Genomic DNA, 16,830 nt, shown 5'->3' with positions numbered 1-16,830 from the left:
CCAGACTAGCCTTCGATGAGGAGGTCCCCGATACCCTCGGGCACGCGTTGGGACCTGACCCAGGGCTGAATCTCGCGTCGTTCCACGCGCTTCATCAGTTCTGTTTCCTCAGCACGCACCCGAGTGAGGACAGTGATGACCGCGGCTTGTTCTTCGTCGCTGAGATGGCGCGTCGCAAATCGGAAATCGTCACCACGAATTGCGCCATCGCCGTCACCGGAGCCGTCGCGCTTTGCGGCATCACGCGCGGCGGCATCTGGCGGGAGCGGGGGTGTTGCATTCACGTTTCGCCTCGATCCACCCGCTATAGCGGGATGTTTCCGTGCTTCTTGGCCGGCTGCTCTGCGCGCTTGCCACGCAGGCCCCGCAGCGCTTTGATGACGGCCAGACGGGTGCCCGCGGGTTCGAGCACGTTATCGAGCTCACCACGCTCGGCGGCGAGGAAGGGGCTGGTGACATCGGCGTTGTACTGCGCAGTGAGTTCGGCCCGGAGGGCCTCGACATCGCGACCCTCGGCCTCGGCCGCGGCGAGTTCTTTGCGGTACAGGATGTTGACCGCACCGGCACCACCCATCACTGCGATCTCTGCCGTGGGCCAGGCGATGTTGAAATCAGCGCCCATTTCCTTCGACCCCATCACGATGTACGCGCCGCCGTAGGCCTTGCGCGTGATGATGGTGACGAGCGGCACGGTTGCCTCGGCGTAGGCATACAGCAGCTTGGCGCCGCGGCGGATCACCCCCTGGAACTCCTGATCGGTGCCGGGCAGGTAGCCGGGCACATCGACGAGGGTGAGGATCGGGATCGAGAACGCGTCGCAGAAGCGCACGAAGCGGGCGGCCTTCTCGCTCGCGTCGATGTTCAGCGTGCCCGCCATCTGGTTGGGCTGGTTGGCGACGATGCCGACGGTGCGGCCCTCAACCCGGCCAAAGCCGATCAGCATGTTTGGCGCGAAGAGCGGTTGCACCTCAAGGAAATCGCCCGAGTCGAGGATCGCCTCGATGATCGTCACCATGTCATATGGCTGGTTCGGGCTGTCCGGGATGATCGTGTTCAGGCGCCGATCGGCATCGGTGATCTGCAGTGCCGTGTCACTGTCGTAAATCGGCGACTCGGCGAGGTTGTTGTCGGGAAGGTAGCTAATGAGCGCGCGCGCGTAGTCGAGGGCATCGAGCTCGTCGCTTGCGAGGTAGTGCGAGACACCGCTCGTCTTGTTGTGGGTGAGCGCCCCGCCAAGCTCCTCGAAGCCCACCTCCTCGCCGGTAACAGTCTTGATCACGTCGGGCCCGGTGACGAACATGTGGCTCGTCTTATCGACCATAATGACGAAATCGGTGAGCGCGGGGGAGTAGACCGCGCCGCCCGCGGATGGGCCCATAACGATCGAAATCTGCGGAATGACACCCGAGGCCATCGTGTTGCGGCGGAAGATCTTCGCGTAGTTCGAGAGCGAGACCACGCCCTCCTGAATTCGGGCACCGCCCGAGTCGAGAATGCCGAGAATCGGCGCGCCCGTCTTCAGCGCGTATTCCATGGCCTTTACGATCTTCTCGCCGGCTACCTCGCCCAGCGATCCACCAAACGTCGTGAAGTCTTGCGAGTAGACGACCACCTGGCGCCCGTGAATCGTGCCGGCACCGGTCACGACCGCATCGCCCACCGGGCGATTTGCGTCCATGCCGAAGGCCGTGCTGCGGTGTTTCACGAACTTGTCGAATTCGACAAACGATCCAGGATCGACGAGCGCTGCGATACGTTCGCGCGCGGTCATCTTGCCGCGGGGATGCTGCTTGGCGGCGGCCGCGGCATCGCGGTCTCCGACGGCCTCCTGATACTTGCGGCGGTGATCGGCGATCTTCGCCGCGGTCGACGGAGCGTTCGATGTCTCTGATGTCACGGATGCCAGCCTAGCGCGCCGCGCATGCCGCGGGTCGTAGGTAATCGCCAAAGAAGTAGGCTGATTCATCATGGAACTCACCAATACCCGCCGCGTCGTGCCGCGCGCCATCTGGATGGACAGCGCACCATCGACCAACGCAGCGCTGCGCGAGGCCGTGCGCAGCGAAGAACTTCCACACGGCACGCTTCTGGCGACCGCCGATCAAACCGCGGGTCGGGGGCGCCTCAGTCGCGAGTGGATCACCCCGCCCGGCACCGCGCTCGCCATCTCGGTGCTGATTCGTGCCTTCGGCGCGCGTGGCCTGGGTGTGAGCTGGCTGCCGTTGCTCGCAGGATCCGCGGTCACCGCGGCGCTGCAGCCGCTCTTCCCCGAGGGCCTGCGTGTCGGCGTCAAGTGGCCCAACGACGTACACGTGCGGGACGAGGATGACGCGGAGGACGGGCGACCCGGGCTGAAGCTGTGCGGGGTGCTGTGCGAGATGCTGCCCGACGGATCCGTCATCGTGGGGATGGGCGTGAACCTCCTCATCCCCGAGTGGGAGCTCCCCACCGATCGCGCCACCTCGGTGCTCGCCGCGGGCGGCAACGTGGGGGGTGCCGAGACGGTCGCCGATCCACTGGGTGAAGAACTCGCTGACCGGGTCATCGCCGCGCTCGCCGAAGAACTGTTGCGCCTCGCCGCGCTCGCCGCAGATCAGCCGCAGGCCGCTCGCGCGCTGGTGCTGCGGCACTCGCTCACGCTGGGCAGCGAGGTGCGCGTGCACCTGCCCGGCGACGAGGTGGTTGACGGCCGGGCCCGCGGCCTTGTCGATGACGGGTCTCTGCTGGTGGATCTTCCCACTGGTGGGCAGCTGACCGTCAGCGCGGGTGACGTCGAGCACCTCCGCTAGCGTCGCGTCGGCCCAGTCTCGCGCCAGGCGAACTACCGCGAGAGGTCAGAATACGCTCGGGAATGGGCGGCGTCGCCCGCATATTCTGACCTCTCGAGGACAGGGTGGCGCGAGCCTCTTTTAGGCGCGGTCGCCGAGAAGCGGGTATTTCTCCCCGAGTGCGTCGATCTGCTCGGTGCTGGGCTCGCCCTCGGAGAAGTCCATCTTTGGCACCGGACGCTTGAAACCGCCGGTGACGATTGCGATGATCCCGGCGCCGATGGCCAGCCAAATTGCCCCGACAAGCCAGGTTGCTGGCTGGAGTGAGGTCCACAGCCAAATGGTGAGCGCGAACCCAATGAGCGGGGCCACGCCGTAGGCCAGGACGGCGCGTACGGTGATCGGCTGCCGGCGACCGCCCTTCGGGAAAAGGTAGGTGCGAATGACCGACAGATTGACCATCGCGAAAGCCGCGAGCGCGCCGAAGCTGATCATGAAGGCCACTGCTTCGAGGCTGAGGAAGAGCGCCGACAGCGCGAACACGGAGACAGTCACCGCGGCGACGATCGGCGTGCCAAAGCGACGCCCAAGCCTCGCAAGCGGCTTCGGGAGCATGCCGTCTCGACCCATCGCGTAGAGGATTCGCGAGACCGACACTTGGCCAGTCATGCCCGAGCCGAATGCCCCGACCACGTAGATCGCAACGAAGAACGCAGTGAACGTTTCGCCTCCGAGCACGTCCATCACCGTGACACCTGCGGCCTCGATCTCGCCGGCGGAGAGCGTCGACCATTCCGGTTGGAACGCAAGGCCACCGGCCCAGGCAACGAGAATGAAGAGAAGCCCACCGGTCAGGGTGGAGAGGATGATCGCGCGAGGAATGTCCTTGCGGGGGTTCTTCGCCTCTTCCGACAGGGTCGAGACCGCATCGAAGCCGAGAAACGAAAGCGCGAGGATGGCCGCACCCGAGGCGATGGCACCGATGCCCCCCTCGCCGAAGGTGAAGGGCTCGATCAAGCTCACCGCGGTGTCACCGCCGAATGCCGTCTTGAACGCGAGCGCAACGAACACCACAACGAGGAGCACCGAGAGCCCGATGATGGCGAAGTTCAGTTTGTTCACCAGCGTGATGCCGAGGATGTTGAACAGCAGCACCAGCAGGAGCGCGACAAGGGTGAACACCCACACCGGAATTGCGGGGAACTGTGTGTTCAGATAGATCCCGATCAGCATGAAGTTGATCATCGGGATGAACAGGTAATCGAGCAGCATCACCCAACCGGTGAGGAAGCCCGCCGCACCTCCGAACGATTGCTGCGTGTAGGTGTATGCCGATCCCGCAACCGGATAGCGACGGACCATCGCCGCGTAGCTCGCCGCGGTGAACAGCATCGCGATAACCGCGAGGGTGTAGGCAGCGGGAAGGTGACCGTCGGTCACCTGGTTCACGATGCCATACGTGGTGAAGACCGTGATGACGGTCATGTAGGTCACCCCGAACAGGGTGAGTCCGGTGAGACCGAGCGCCCGCTTCAGTCGGGGTGGTTCGGTGGGGTGTGACACATTTACTCCTGAGTGCGGATGGTGGGTGGGAACAAGGGTGAAATTAGGAACCGAAGGTGCGCTCTCCGGCGAGCCAGGTGCCGAGCACCTGAATCTCGGGCACCGAGTGCGGGTCGATCGACAGCGGATCAGCCGAAAGCCAGACGAGGTCAGCGACCATGCCGGTTTCGAGCGTGCCGCGGTCGGTGACAAGTGCCTGCCGGGCGATGCCCGAGGTGTAGGCGGCGAGCGCTTGCCCGGGCGTGATCCGCTCGCTGGGGAGCCACGGGGCGGACTCTGGCTCGAGATGGCTGTGCCGCGTCACCGCGGTTGCGAACGCTGGGCGCCAGTCTTTGGTCGTCACCGGCCAATCGCTTCCGAAAGTGACCGTCGCGCCACTCCGAAGCACCGTGCCGATAAGGTACTGCCATCCCTCGCGGTCGTGACCGAGGTGCGGGATCGTGAGGTCGCGCATCACCGCATCGCACTGGGCCCAGTAAGGCTCGAAGTTCGCAATGACGCCGATCTTCGCGAATCGCTGCGCGTCTCCCGGGGCGAGCACCGCGACGTGCGCGATGACGTGAGCCCGCTCCCGAGCCGGGTTCCGCGTCGCGGTGGCTTCGAGCGCGTCGAGTGCCAGCCGGTTTGCGGCATCGCCGATCGCGTGCAAATGCAGCTGGAATCCCGCTGCATCGAACGCGAGCGCCGCGGCGGTCAGCTCGGCTTCGCTCCAGTTGGGCAGGCCGCGCTCGGTTGGGCGATCCGCGTACGGATCCAGCATCGCGGCGGTGTGGCTTTCGATCACCCCGTCAAGGAAGAACTTGATCGTTTCGGCGCTCAGGCGGTCATGCCCCAGTGAGCGGATCTCGTCGCGGAGACCTACGAACTCAGCGATCTGCTCCTTCCAGCGCGCGGGGTCGGCGCGGAACGCGAGATTCACTCGGGTGTGGAGCCGCTGCTGTGCCGCGGCGGCACGGTAGGTCTCGACATCCTGCGGATCCACCCAGGCATCTTGCACCCAGGTGGTGCCGTGCGCGGCGTACTCCCGCGTGGCCTGTTCAAGCGCTGCGACGCGCTGCTCGGTCGAGAACGGAGGAACGACGTGGGCGAGGAAATCGTTGGCGGCACTCTCCTGCAGGGTGCCCAGCGGGCTGCCGTCGTCGCGTCGTGGAATGCGACCCAGCGCGGGGTCAGGCGTGTCTGCCGTGATGGCACCCGCGGCGAGCGCAGCCGAATTTACCCATGCGGTGTGATAATCCCATGCGCGCAGGATCGTGGGGGTGTCGCCGGTCACTTCGTCGAGCCAGCGTGCGTCGAACAGGCCTTCGGTGGCAAACGTGGCGTCATAGCTCCCGCCGACGATCCACGATGCGTCGGGGTGCTCGCGTTTCCACGTGGCGACCGCCGCGAGGATCCCCGCGAGGTCGGACGCGTCACGAATCTGGGGCCCGGTGGCTTCGAGGCCGCCGAGCACCGGGTGGGCGTGTCCGTCTCCCATGGCGGGGGCGAGGATGCCTCCCGCGAGGTCGATCACCTCGGACCCGCGCAGTGCTGCGAGCTCGACCGCAGCATCGCCCTCTGCGACGACGCGGCCTTCTGCTATGGCCAGCGCCCGCGAGGTGATGACGTGCCCGTGACGGTCGGGGTCGATGATGACGGTTCCGCCGGTGAAGACAGTGATGGACACGAGCGCAGCTCCGTTCCCGGCAGCAGCGCCGGATCGGCGGTCAGGGACGACCGGAATAAATGAACAGTGTTCGTTAGTGTAGAGCGCATCGAGGCACTTCGCGAGTTTGTCTCACCCGCATGCGCTAGGTTCGTGACACAAGGGAGAGTGAGTGATGACCGCACCGGCGCGTCGCAGCGGCAGGCCCCGCGAGTCGGTGCTGACGCGCGAACTCATCATGAACACGGCCTTGCGCCTGCTCGACGAGCGCGGGGAACAGGGAGCCGGGATCCGAGAAATCGCCCGTGAGCTGGGTGTGCGGCCCTCCGCGCTCTATAACCACGTGCGAGGGCAAGATGACATTATCGGCGGCGTGCGTGAGCTGGTGAGCGACCGGATCGATACCAGTGGATTTGGCGTGCTCCCGTGGAACGAGGCACTCCACCGCTGGGCAGTTTCGTATCGCAACGCGTTCGCGGCGCATCCACCGACGATTGCGCTGCTCGCGGTGCGACCACTCGAGCCGGGCTTGCGCACGAACCACATGTACGACGAGGTCTGTGAGGGACTGACCGAGGCGGGCTGGCCGATTGAGCGAGTGCTGACCGTCATCGTGAGCCTCGAGTCATTCGTGCTCGGTGCTGCGCTCGACGAGGCCGCCCCCGACGACATGCTGGATCCCGGTAAGGGTGCTGGGCTGCCCCATTTTCGCGCCGCATATGTCGCGCGTGCGCGCGAACTCGAGACCCGCGGCATCAGCGCTTCAGAACTCGCGTTTCACACGGGTCTTGAGACGATGCTCGCGGGCCTCAGCGCGGAATTTGCCGGTTTGGTCGCAGCGAAAACTCCGATGGTGGGCTGACAGCAGCCCGCTGGGTCGCTACTCTGACCCTATGAACGCACCGGGGCTGCGCCTGTTTGTCGACGACCTGCACGATCAATTTGGCCGCTGGCCGCTGGCATATTCGAGTGCGGGAGGGCCCGAACTTGCAGAGGTGCTCGCCATCGGAGAGCGGGTGGGCGAGGGCAACGATGCGGACTTCGCGCGCGCGTTTCGGCAGGCGGGTGAGGCGAACGTCGCGCGGGCGGCCGAGGCTGCATCGGCCGGCCATTGGCACACCGCGTCGGATCTCTATCTGCGGGCCAGCGCGCTGTTCGGCACCGCACTGCATCCCCTGTACGGTGCTCCGGTGGATCCACTGTTGCTTGAGATCTTCGAGCGTCAGAGTGAGGCATTCGCCCGGGGCCTCGAGCTCCTTCGAGTGCCCGCGATTCCACTCACGATTCAATGTGATGGAGTCACTCTGCCCGGGTACCTGATCCCGGCGCAACACGAAACTCCAGGGACGGTGCGCCCACTCATTATCTTCACGAACGGATACGACGCGACGATGCCTGACGCGTACTTTGCTTCGGCCGTCGCTGCCACGCGGCGCGGGTATCACGCGCTGCTGTTTGACGGGCCAGGGCAGGGCGCGGTGCTCTACCAGCAGGGCGTGCCGATGCGACCCGACTGGGAAGCTGTGGTGAGCGCAGTGATCGATGTCGTCGAGCAACTGCCCATAGTGGATCCCCGCCGCATCGTGATCAGCGGCTGGAGCCTAGGTGGGTACCTTGCGCCTCGCGCGGCCTCCGGCGAGCATCGGCTGGCGGCTTGCATCGCCGATCCGGGCCAGTGGGATCTTGGCAAGTCCATCGCGAGCTTCGCGCGAACGCTGGGCGCGTCGCCAGAACAGGTGGACGACCTCTCGCTGCTGAGTGACGAATTTCTGGAAGGTATGCAGGAGGTGATCGAGTCGGACCCGCGTCTGCGCTGGAGCATCGTGCGGCGCGGCTTCTGGGTGAACGGTGTGGACTCGCTGCGGGATTTCATCGAGGTCACCCGCACCTACTCACTGGTGGGGCGGGAGGCGGACATCCGTTGCCCGACGCTGATTACCCTCGCAGAGGCGGATCCACTCGCGGCGAGCGCCGAGGCGCTCTTTGAGCAGTTGACGTGTGAGAAAACGCTGATGCGTTTCACCGCGGAAGAAGCCGCCGCCGACCACTGCGAGATGGGGAATCGAAGCCTGCTCAACACTCGAGTGCTCGATTGGCTCGACGGGGTATTCGCCGAACCTACCGGAAAATAATCGTGCGATCTCCGTCGAGCAGCAGGCGATTCTCGGCGAACCAGGTCACCGCGCGGCGCAGGGTCCGGGCTTCCTCATCCTGACCAAGCTGCTGTAGGCGCTCGGGCGTGTAGGAGTGATCGACGCGAGCCACATCTTGTTCGATGATGGGGCCCTCATCGAGGTCTGTGGTCACGAAGTGTGCGGTCGCGCCGATGAGCTTCACGCCGCGCGCGTGCGCCTGGCGGTAAGGGTTCGCACCCTTGAAACCGGGCAGGAACGAGTGGTGAATATTGATGGCCCGACCCTTGAGCGCCGCACACAGCTCGGGGGAGAGGATCTGCATGTATCGAGCGAGCACCACCAGTTCGATCTGCTGTTCTTCGACGATCTCGAGCACTCGCGCCTCGAAGGCCGCCTTCGCCTCGGGCCCGTCCACCACCCGGTGCTCGAACGGAACGCCGTAGAAATCGGCGATGTCTCGCACCGTCTCATGATTCGACAGTATGAGCGGCACCTCGATCGGGAGCTGACCCGTGCGCTGCCGGTACAGCAGGTCGTTGACGCAGTGCGTCGCGGTGCTCGCAAGCAACAGCGTGCGCGTGGGCCGTCCCACCGTGTCGAGCCGCCAGGTCATGTTGTACCGGGCGGTGACCGGCGTGAGGGCGTCGGAGAAGCGCTGCTCGAAGGTCTCCGGCTGCGCGACGGCTTCCACCTGCAGGCGCATGAAGAAGCGGCCGGTGTCATCGCTCGCGAACTGCTGACTCTCGGCGATGTTTCCGCCCGCGGCAACCACCGCTCCGCTGATTGCGTGCACAATTCCGGGTCCGTCGATGCAGCTCAGGGTGAGCACCCACTGGGTGCCTGTGGTGGCGGTGGCGTTCATCCCACCAACGTTAGTGGATCACTCCGGGCGCGCTGGTTTCGATGAGGCCGCCCTGCCCGCCCCTGCCTGACCCGCCCGCCCCTGCCTGACCCGCCCGCTCAAGGTGCGCTGTTCACCTCAGGGTGCCCTATTCGCGCAAACAAGGCTCCCTGGGCTGAAGAAGGGTGAGTGAGTTAACCAAACCCGGTTTCGCATGTGGATCGCGAGTTCGCTGGAACCCTGAGCGCCGGGTGCAGGTTTCTCGCTCCCAACTCTGGGAAACCCGGGTATCACCTGACTTATCCAGAGGCTTCCGGAAGCAGGTATGTGGTGGGCCGCCGGCCCGCACCATCAAAGGTATGGAAATGAGAGGTAAGCTCAGTGAGCTCGGATCGCAGCTTCGCAGTAGAGCCCAGATCCTCGCACTGGGAACCTCGGCACGCGAGCTGGAACAAGCTGTGTCCTCGGGCAAACTCAGACGCCTGCGACGCGGGTGGTACGCGGACGGCGAGGTATGGCGAATACTGCATGCCGAAGATCGCCACCTCATGCGAGTTGTGGCGGCCGCGAGGGCAGCTGTTCGACAGCCAGTGTTCTCCCACGTTTCGGCGGCAGCACTGCATGGGCTGCCGCTCTACCGGCACGAAGGAACTCGCGTACATACGATCGGCCCGACTCCCGCCTTCGCACGCAGTTCGACTCGGGTTCTTCAACACGCGGCCGTGATCGATGAGGCCGAGGTGCAGGTCATAGGTCCACTCAGGTTCACCTGCCTGGAACGGACGGTGATCGATGTTGCGCGGACTGAATCTCCCGAGCTGTCGGTTGCGTGTGCTGATGCAGCCGCTCGCCTCGCCGGAGAGGGCAGCGAGACTCGCCAACAGTGGATCGCCTCACTCAGGCAGCGACTTGTATCCCAGCCGGGCTTACCGGGCAACGCCGCCGCTCGACTGGCACTCGGGCACGCTGATGGGAGCGCTGACTCAGTGCTCGAGAGCGTCAGTCGACTGTACTTGCAGCTGCTTGGGTTTGAGGTGCGCAGCCAGGTTGAGGTTCCATCGCCAAACGGTGCCCCATTTCGCGTGGATTTTGAGCTCGTCGGGTGCGATGTGTTTGGCGAGGTGGACGGCATGGTCAAGTACTCCGACGACGGGATTCTCCGTGGCCGAAGCCCACATCAGGTTGTGATCGACGAGAAGAGGCGCGAGGACTGGATTCGTGGCACTACGGGCAAGCGGATCATCCGCTGGGGCGCATCAGATCTGGTCTCGCTTGAGACCTTCGCTAGGCTCCTGAGGTCTTACGGGGTTCTGCCGCCACTCGTGCCACCGCGCCCGCGCAGTTCCGGGAGCCTTGTTCACCTCAAGGGGTTGAATTCTCGCAATTAGGGGCCCTTGAGGTGAACAACGGTGGATCAGATCCCCCGTTCGGGAGCGCACCCACAAGCAACGTGGATCACTCCGGGCGCGCTGGTAGGATGGACACCGTCGTGACTGGCGAAAAAGTGGAGTACCACTGGGGAACGACACCTCCATACCTAATGGCCGCTCGCCTGGGCCGCATGAACCGCGAGACGAACACACCGTGTTCCGACAGGTTCGTGAAAACGGTGCACACTGCGCCGAGGAACATATTCGAGGAGTAGCTATGTCGAACCAGTCCGTATTTTTTAACGAGCCCATCGAGGTCGTGGATCCCGAGATCGCCGAGGTGCTCAAGAATGAGCTGAACCGCCAGCGCACCACGCTCGAGATGATCGCGAGCGAGAACTTCGTACCACGCGCGGTGCTTGAAGCCCAGGGGTCAGTGCTCACCAACAAGTACGCCGAAGGCTACCCGGGCCGTCGGTACTACGGTGGGTGCGAGTTCGTTGACGTGGCCGAAGAGCTCGCTCGCGAGCGTGCCAAGAGCCTGTTCGGAGCGGCCTATGCGAACGTGCAGCCACACTCGGGCGCATCGGCGAACGCGGCCGTGCTGTCGGCGATTGCCGAGCCGGGCGACACGATCCTGGGCCTCGAGCTCGCCCACGGCGGGCACCTCACCCACGGCATGAAGCTCAATTTCTCGGGCAAGCTCTACAAGGTGGCTTCGTACGGGGTGGATCCCGAGACGTTCCTCGTTGATATGGATGTCGTGCGGCAGCAAGCGCTCGAGCACAAGCCCAAGGTCATCATTGCGGGGTGGTCTGCCTACCCGCGCACCCTCGATTTCGCGGCGTTCCGCGCGATTGCTGACGAGGTGGGCGCCACGCTCTGGGTTGATATGGCGCACTTCGCCGGCCTGGTCGCCGCTGGTCTGCACCCCAACCCGGTGCCGCACGCGCACGTCGTCTCCTCGACCGTGCACAAGACAATTGGCGGCCCGCGATCGGGCTTCATCTTGACCAACGACCTCGAGATGCACAAGAAGCTCAACTCGAACGTGTTCCCCGGCCAGCAGGGCGGGCCCCTCATGCACGTGATCGCGGCGAAGGCGACTGCGTTCAAGCTCGCCGCGACCGACGAGTTCAAGGATCGCCAGGTCCGCACACTCTCCGGCGCAAAACTGCTTGCCACGGCACTCACGAGCGACGCATCGAAGGCTGCGGGCGTTGACGTGCTCACCGGCGGCACCGATGTGCACCTCGTGCTCGCAGACCTGCGCACGAGCGAGCTTGACGGGCAGCAGGCGGAGGATGCGCTGCACGCGGTCGGCATCACGGTGAACCGCAACTCGGTGCCCTTCGACCCGCGCCCGCCGATGGTCACGAGCGGTCTGCGCATTGGTACCCCCGCGCTGGCCACCCGGGGCTTTGGCGACACCGAGTTTGCCGAGGTCGCCGACATCATTGCGCTCACCCTGCAGCAGGCGGGCGACCTTGAGGCGTTGAAGGCTCGCGTGACGGCACTCGCCGACGCGTTCCCCCTCTACCCCGGTCTCGAGAAGTGGTAGTAGACAGTCACCATTCGCGCGCGCAGATGATCGCAGGATCGACACCTCGGGGAGTAACCGCATGACCGCACAAAAACTCGACGGCACAGCAGCGGCCGCATCGATCAAGAGGGAACTCGCGGATCGCGTGGCAGCCTTGGCCACACGAGGTATTGTGCCCGGACTCGCAACCGTGCTCGTCGGGAGCGACCCCGGCTCACAGTGGTACGTGGCTGGGAAGCATCGAGACTGTGCTGAGGTGGGAATTGCGTCGATCAAGCGCGAGCTGCCGGAGTCGGTCACGCAGGAGGAACTCGAGGCAGTCCTCGACGATCTGAACGCTGACCCTGCGTGCACCGGATACATCGTGCAGTTGCCGTTGCCGAAGCACATTGACACCGACCGCATCCTTGAGAAGATCGACCCCGATAAGGATGCCGATGGGCTGCACCCGACGAATCTCGGGCGGCTCGTGCTGAACGCGAATGCGCCGATTAGCTCGCCGTTGCCGTGCACTCCGCGTGGCGTGATCGAGCTGGTCGAACGCAATGGGCTGTCGTGGGCGGGGAAGCACGTTGTGGTGGTCGGTCGGGGTATTACGGTGGGTCGGCCCATTGGCCCGCTCCTCACCCGCCGAGAGAACAACGCGACGGTCACCCTGACGCACACGGGCACGGTGGATCTGGGGGCCGAGCTGCGTCGCGCCGATGTGATCGTCGCTGCCGCTGGAGTCGAAGGCATCGTGCGCGCCGAAGACGTGAAGCCGGGCGCGATTGTGCTGGACGTGGGTGTCTCACGCAAGACCGACCCCGAAACTGGCAAGAGCCGCGTCGTCGGTGATGTTGATCCCGGTGTTGCCGATGTCGCAGGGTATATCTCACCGAATCCCGGCGGGGTGGGACCCATGACTCGAGCGCTGCTGCTCAAGAACGTCGTCGAAATGGCGGAACGAGCCGTATGACATTGGCGCATTCGGTGCTCGCGCAAGCCTCGGGCGCGCCCGAGTACGACGGGGTCATCGGCTGGGTCCTCAGCCTGATGGACACCCTGGGCGAGGTCGGGGTGGGCCTGGCGGTTCTCCTCGAGACGTTCATCCCACCGATTCCTTCCGAGGCGGTGCTCCCCGGTGCCGGGTTCCTCGCCTACGAGGGCCGGATGAGCTTCTGGCTCGCGTGGGCGATGGCCACCACCGGCGCGCTCGTCGGCGCGATCATTTGGTACTACATCGGTGCCGCATTCGGGCGCGCGCGTACGCGCTGGCTCGTCGGCAAAGTGCCGCTCATGGAACACGAGGACTTCGATCGCGCGGAGGCGTTCTTCCAGCGCTGGGGCGGCGTCGCGGTGCTCGTGGGCCGCTGCGTGCCGCTCGTGCGATCGTTCATCTCCATTCCCGCCGGCATCGAGCGCATGCATTTCTTGAAGTTCGTGCTCTACACGTTCATCGGTTCGGGCCTCTGGAATGGCCTGTGGATCGGCCTCGGCTACGCCTTCGGCCCCGCAATCCGTCCGATTCTCGAGCAGTGGAGCGGACTCCTCTCAGACATCATCGTGATCGTCATCCTCGCGCTGCTGATGTGGTTCGTGGTGGCCAGGCTGATCCGCAACCTGCGTCGCAAGCGCCAAGCCGCTGAAGCGAGCTAGAACACCACGACAAAACGGGTCAGCGCGTCAATGAGCGTGTCCGCGAGGCCCGTCTCGTCACGCATTTCGCTGCGGGCACCCAGCGCACGGTCGGGGTGATCGGTGATGATCCCGTCGACATCGCGGCGGAGTAACTCCCGCATCCCGGTGTCTTCATTTACCGTCCACACCATGAACCCCAGCCCGGCCCGCTCCGCGTCATCCTGCATCTCTTGGGTGGCCGACCACTCCTCGACCACGATGAAATCTGCAGGGGTGTCGGGCACACCGAGGCCGGCGAATGCCATGGTGTAGCCCACGGTCAGGTCGGGGCGGAGCTGCTTTAATTTCGCGACGCTCGGTGCGTCGAGCGAGTGATAGATGTGGTTCTCGAGGGAGCCGATTTCTTCGAGCTCGGCAATGAGTCGCTCCACGTGGTCATCGGTGTCGCCGCCTCCGAGCTTGATCTCGACGAGGAGCGGTATGCCCAGTTCGTCCGCGCGTGTGACGTAGTCGCGGAAGCTGGGAATGGTGCCCGCGTGCCCCTCGAGGTTATGCACCGTGATGCTCGTCAGCTCATCGAACGTCAGATCCTTCACCGTGGAGTCGATGCCAGCCAGGCGAGACAACCCAGCATCGTGCATCGCGATGAACTGGCCGTCTTTCGACTGCATGACATCCATCTCGACGAGGTCGGCACCCGCCAAAGCCGCGGCCTCAAGCCCGCCGATGGTGTTCTCAACTCCGCCATCACTGAAACCGCGATGCGCGAGCACGAAGGTATCCGGTTGGCTCGCGAGCCGGTGCATGGTGTCAATCGCGAGTGCGCTGAGAATGAGGGCAAGCACGACGGAGCCCGCGGTGAGCACGAGCCGCGGCACGCGGGAGGTGAGGCGAGGAGACTGCGCGACCGAGAGCGGGCGGAGGGGCAGGCGCGCCGGGAGGCGATCCACATATCTGTGCAGAAAAGCGACCAGCACCGCGCCCAGAAAGGCGGTGATGAGGGCAGTGAGGAGCATGCCCACGACCTGCGCGATGCCCAGGCTGAACGCGGCGACCAGGGGAGAGGCATCGGGGGCAACTTCGTCGGTGATCGCGGTGGGGAGGATCGCGCCAATCGCGAGTGCGAGGGCGGCGATGCCCGAGATGGCGAGCACCGTGACCACCGCGCCGATGAGCGGGAGGATCGCCCGCCCACGCGTGAGCCGCCAGCTTGCGGCGAGTGCCCTTCCGCCGGTGGCGTCGGTGAGTGCGAATACCGGCAAGGTCAGAGCGAGTCGCACGTTGAGGAAGGCGAGGATGAGCATGAAGATCGTCAGTGCCACGGCCGAGCTCTGACTCTTCATTAGTTCGCCGGTGATGAACGAGGGAATTGAGATGCCCTGGGCGAAGGCCGTGGTGAAGCCGAAACCCGTGAGCGGGAGTACGACGAACAGGTACCCGAGGAGCGGAAATGACGAGGGGCGCACCAGTTTGCGGGCGAACTGCCGGAGATCAGTGAGGAGGTCTCTCGCGGTGAGGGGTAGTCCGAGGCTTGCGCGCCTGAGCAACACGACGAGCACGGCAAACTGGAGTGAGACGAGCCACAGCGCAAGCGCGCAGATGATCACAATGAGTCCGAGCGTCACAACCGTACCGCCGCCGATGCGGAGTGCAGCCAGATCGAGGGCGCGCATTCCGCTCGCTCTGAGCGCCTCACGGAAGAGCCAACTGATCAGCGGGAAGGCGAGAAGGAGCGTCGCCAGGTGAAACGCGAGCATGACGCCGAGCAGACGTGATCCACCCACCCGAATTACGTGAAGACCGTCGCGCAGAAGCCCTCTCCAAGTCGCCCACCCGCCGGGGTGCTCCGCAGCCTGTAAGCTCGCCATTCGATCCCTCATTCTCTACGGTTCGCGCTTCTATTCGTGGGCGTCTTCGGCGAATGCATCCTCGTCCGCGTTCGCGTCCGTATCCGCACTCTCAGACTCGGCGCGATTCGGGTGAAGCGAATCTGTGCGTCCGACGAGCGCGAGCAGCGGGAAGAGGAGCACCGTGACCAGTGCGGCACCCACCATTGCGGCCGCCGTGCTCTCGTCAATGGCGCCCTTTTCGACACCGATCTGCGTCACCGCGATCACCAGGGGCAGGGTAGTGGCGATGAAGAGTGCCGAGGTTCTGCGATCGGAAAACGAGGTTCCCCGCTCCGGGGTGAAGAATCCGGTCAGCCCCCGAATGACCAAGATGGCCAGCACAAATACCGGGACAAGTAGGAGCGCATGGGGATCGCCAAAGAGCGTAGCGAGGGGGAATGACACGCCGGTCGCCACGAAGAAGATCGGTACGAAGAAACCGAAGGAGACTGATTCAAGTTTGGCTTCGATCACATGCAGCTCATCGGGAGCGCCTCCGCGCAAGACAACGCGAGAGAGGAGGCCCGCAGTAAAGGCACCCAGGAGGAAGTCGACACCGAGCGCGAGTGCCAGGGCGACCATCGCCGCAAGGACAAGGATTAAGAAGCGGATCGCGAACTGGCCGCTCGTGTGGAGTGTGGCACTCACCATTCGGTGAAGCCACTGCTTCGGGCCGGATGATGCGAGCCAGAAAGAGAGCACCGCCACGGCGACGAAGAGCAGCAGGGTGATACTGCCAGCGAGGGGTTCGTGGCCGCTCAGGAACAGTGAGATTGCGATGAGAGGGGCGAACTCCCCGACCGCACCCGCCCCGCTGATCGTGGCTCCGAGTGGGCCGCGCGCGATTCCCGCGTCGCGAAGAATCGGTGTGATGGTGCCGAGCGCAGTTCCGGTGAGGGCGATCGCAATGATGCCGGTGGCCGCAAGACTGTCGCCGATGAGAAATCCGGCGACCAGTGCGAGCGCTGCCGAAGCGACCCACGCCCAGATGGCACGTTTTCCGGTTCGGCCACGCATTGACTGTGGATCGATCTCGCTCCCAGCCATGAAGAACAACATCGCGAGTCCCAGCTGTGACATCAATTCCAACGGGCGGCCGTCGGCGACTAGGCCAAGCCCGGCTGGCCCGATGAGCATACCCAGGCCGATCTCGAATACCACCAGGGGAACCACGAGTGCGCGACGCACGAGCGCGGCAAGGAGCGGCGCAACGACCGCGGCGAGAGGGACCAGCAAGATGGTGAGTTCGAACTGATCCACTCGCAGTTCCTTTCTCTCATTGAGCTGGCGCACGGGCTCCTCCACTAATTCTGGTGGACTCCGTCCAGCTCGGGCTTCAGGCGCGCCCGAAGTGATGCTCGTGAACTCCCGAGTAACGCCTGAAATGGACTTGCGTCACCATCTGCCGGGGCCCGGCACCCACCCAACGAGGCGAGGAATCTGCGTGACTCACGTG

14 protein-coding genes and 1 riboswitch are annotated in these 16,830 nt (G+C 64.7%); of the genes, 7 read left to right on the top strand and 7 right to left on the bottom strand.

Translation table 11 applies throughout. The features are described from left to right. Positions 1-5: 5 nt before the first annotated feature. Together ACR0R4_RS07345 and ACR0R4_RS07340 are read right to left on the bottom strand one after the other, a co-directional pair. Positions 6-284: a hypothetical protein gene (locus ACR0R4_RS07345; RefSeq protein WP_433646683.1), complete on the bottom strand. Its 279-nt coding sequence runs from the start codon at positions 282-284 to the stop codon at positions 6-8. Positions 285-304: 20 nt separating this feature from the next. Beyond that, positions 305-1,906, bottom strand: coding sequence for an acyl-CoA carboxylase subunit beta (locus tag ACR0R4_RS07340; protein ID WP_433646787.1), 1,602 nt, complete (start codon positions 1,904-1,906; stop codon positions 305-307). A gap of 61 nt (positions 1,907-1,967) precedes the next feature. Between ACR0R4_RS07340 and ACR0R4_RS07335 the strand changes: the two genes are divergently transcribed. After that, positions 1,968-2,789 carry a biotin--[acetyl-CoA-carboxylase] ligase gene (locus ACR0R4_RS07335; protein ID WP_433646682.1) on the top strand — a complete coding sequence of 274 codons (822 nt, stop codon included), beginning with the start codon at positions 1,968-1,970 and terminating at the stop codon, positions 2,787-2,789. A gap of 120 nt (positions 2,790-2,909) precedes the next feature. Here ACR0R4_RS07335 and ACR0R4_RS07330 read toward each other — a convergent pair whose 3' ends face one another. Together ACR0R4_RS07330 and ACR0R4_RS07325 are read right to left on the bottom strand one after the other, a co-directional pair. After that, complete coding sequence (locus ACR0R4_RS07330) at positions 2,910-4,331, bottom strand: APC family permease (protein ID WP_433646681.1); 1,422 nt, start codon at positions 4,329-4,331, stop codon at positions 2,910-2,912. Positions 4,332-4,374: 43 nt separating this feature from the next. Further along, positions 4,375-5,997, bottom strand: coding sequence for an amidohydrolase (locus tag ACR0R4_RS07325; RefSeq protein WP_433646680.1), 1,623 nt, complete (start codon positions 5,995-5,997; stop codon positions 4,375-4,377). A gap of 154 nt (positions 5,998-6,151) precedes the next feature. Here ACR0R4_RS07325 and ACR0R4_RS07320 point away from each other — a divergent pair, with 154 nt between their 5' ends. Together ACR0R4_RS07320 and ACR0R4_RS07315 are read left to right on the top strand one after the other, a co-directional pair. Beyond that, entirely contained in the window at positions 6,152-6,838 is a 687-nt protein-coding gene (locus ACR0R4_RS07320) for a TetR/AcrR family transcriptional regulator C-terminal domain-containing protein (RefSeq protein WP_433646679.1), read from the top strand. Between the two features lie 31 nt (positions 6,839-6,869). Then, complete coding sequence (locus ACR0R4_RS07315) at positions 6,870-8,108, top strand: alpha/beta hydrolase family protein (protein ID WP_433646678.1); 1,239 nt, start codon at positions 6,870-6,872, stop codon at positions 8,106-8,108. Here ACR0R4_RS07315 and purU read toward each other — a convergent pair. Continuing rightward, positions 8,095-8,973 (bottom strand): formyltetrahydrofolate deformylase, encoded by an 879-nt coding sequence (gene purU, locus ACR0R4_RS07310; protein ID WP_433646677.1) that lies wholly within the window; start codon positions 8,971-8,973, stop codon positions 8,095-8,097. The genes ACR0R4_RS07315 and purU overlap by 14 nt on opposite strands. Positions 8,974-9,311: 338 nt before the next feature. On the opposite strand from purU, the gene ACR0R4_RS07305 reads away from it, so the two are divergent. From ACR0R4_RS07305 to ACR0R4_RS07290, 4 genes are all read left to right on the top strand, one after another. Then, positions 9,312-10,340 (top strand): hypothetical protein, encoded by a 1,029-nt coding sequence (locus tag ACR0R4_RS07305; RefSeq protein WP_433646676.1) that lies wholly within the window; start codon positions 9,312-9,314, stop codon positions 10,338-10,340. 91 nt (positions 10,341-10,431) lie between these two features. Further along, positions 10,432-10,517, top strand: a riboswitch (ZMP/ZTP riboswitch). An 82-nt stretch (positions 10,518-10,599) separates the two neighbouring features. Further along, on the top strand, positions 10,600-11,883 hold the full coding sequence (glyA, locus tag ACR0R4_RS07300; RefSeq protein WP_433646675.1) for a serine hydroxymethyltransferase: 1,284 nt from the start codon (positions 10,600-10,602) through the stop codon (positions 11,881-11,883). Between the two features lie 61 nt (positions 11,884-11,944). Beyond that, positions 11,945-12,823: a bifunctional methylenetetrahydrofolate dehydrogenase/methenyltetrahydrofolate cyclohydrolase gene (locus ACR0R4_RS07295; RefSeq protein WP_433646674.1), complete on the top strand. Its 879-nt coding sequence runs from the start codon at positions 11,945-11,947 to the stop codon at positions 12,821-12,823. Beyond that, entirely contained in the window at positions 12,820-13,503 is a 684-nt protein-coding gene (locus ACR0R4_RS07290) for a DedA family protein (protein WP_433646673.1), read from the top strand. The genes ACR0R4_RS07295 and ACR0R4_RS07290 overlap by 4 nt, the downstream gene beginning before the upstream one ends. Here ACR0R4_RS07290 and ACR0R4_RS07285 read toward each other — a convergent pair. Both ACR0R4_RS07285 and ACR0R4_RS07280 read right to left on the bottom strand, forming a co-directional pair. Beyond that, the gene (locus ACR0R4_RS07285) at positions 13,500-15,353 is read right to left on the bottom strand and encodes a glycerophosphoryl diester phosphodiesterase membrane domain-containing protein (protein ID WP_433646672.1); all 1,854 of its coding nucleotides are present in this window, start codon (positions 15,351-15,353) and stop codon (positions 13,500-13,502) included. The genes ACR0R4_RS07290 and ACR0R4_RS07285 overlap by 4 nt on opposite strands. A gap of 30 nt (positions 15,354-15,383) precedes the next feature. Beyond that, positions 15,384-16,634 (bottom strand): cation:proton antiporter, encoded by a 1,251-nt coding sequence (locus ACR0R4_RS07280; protein WP_433646671.1) that lies wholly within the window; start codon positions 16,632-16,634, stop codon positions 15,384-15,386. Between the last annotated feature and the right edge of the window lie 196 nt (positions 16,635-16,830).

Origin of the sequence: Leucobacter fengyongliangi, from assembly GCF_050971685.1 — a bacterium.
Classification (GTDB): Bacteria; Actinomycetota; Actinomycetes; order Actinomycetales; family Microbacteriaceae; genus Leucobacter.
Note: the sequence above shows the minus strand (reverse complement) of the source record. Positions and strands in the feature narration are given on the sequence as shown.

Coding starts and splice junctions, on each gene's coding strand:
- ACR0R4_RS07335 (WP_433646682.1), top strand. CDS start 1,968: ATGGAACTCACCAATACCCGCCGCGTCGTGCCGCGCGCCATCTGGATG.
- ACR0R4_RS07320 (WP_433646679.1), top strand. CDS start 6,152: ATGACCGCACCGGCGCGTCGCAGCGGCAGGCCCCGCGAGTCGGTGCTG.
- ACR0R4_RS07315 (WP_433646678.1), top strand. CDS start 6,870: ATGAACGCACCGGGGCTGCGCCTGTTTGTCGACGACCTGCACGATCAA.
- purU (WP_433646677.1), bottom strand. CDS start 8,973: ATGAACGCCACCGCCACCACAGGCACCCAGTGGGTGCTCACCCTGAGC.
- ACR0R4_RS07305 (WP_433646676.1), top strand. CDS start 9,312: ATGGAAATGAGAGGTAAGCTCAGTGAGCTCGGATCGCAGCTTCGCAGT.
- glyA (WP_433646675.1), top strand. CDS start 10,600: ATGTCGAACCAGTCCGTATTTTTTAACGAGCCCATCGAGGTCGTGGAT.
- ACR0R4_RS07295 (WP_433646674.1), top strand. CDS start 11,945: ATGACCGCACAAAAACTCGACGGCACAGCAGCGGCCGCATCGATCAAG.
- ACR0R4_RS07290 (WP_433646673.1), top strand. CDS start 12,820: ATGACATTGGCGCATTCGGTGCTCGCGCAAGCCTCGGGCGCGCCCGAG.
- ACR0R4_RS07285 (WP_433646672.1), bottom strand. CDS start 15,353: ATGGCGAGCTTACAGGCTGCGGAGCACCCCGGCGGGTGGGCGACTTGG.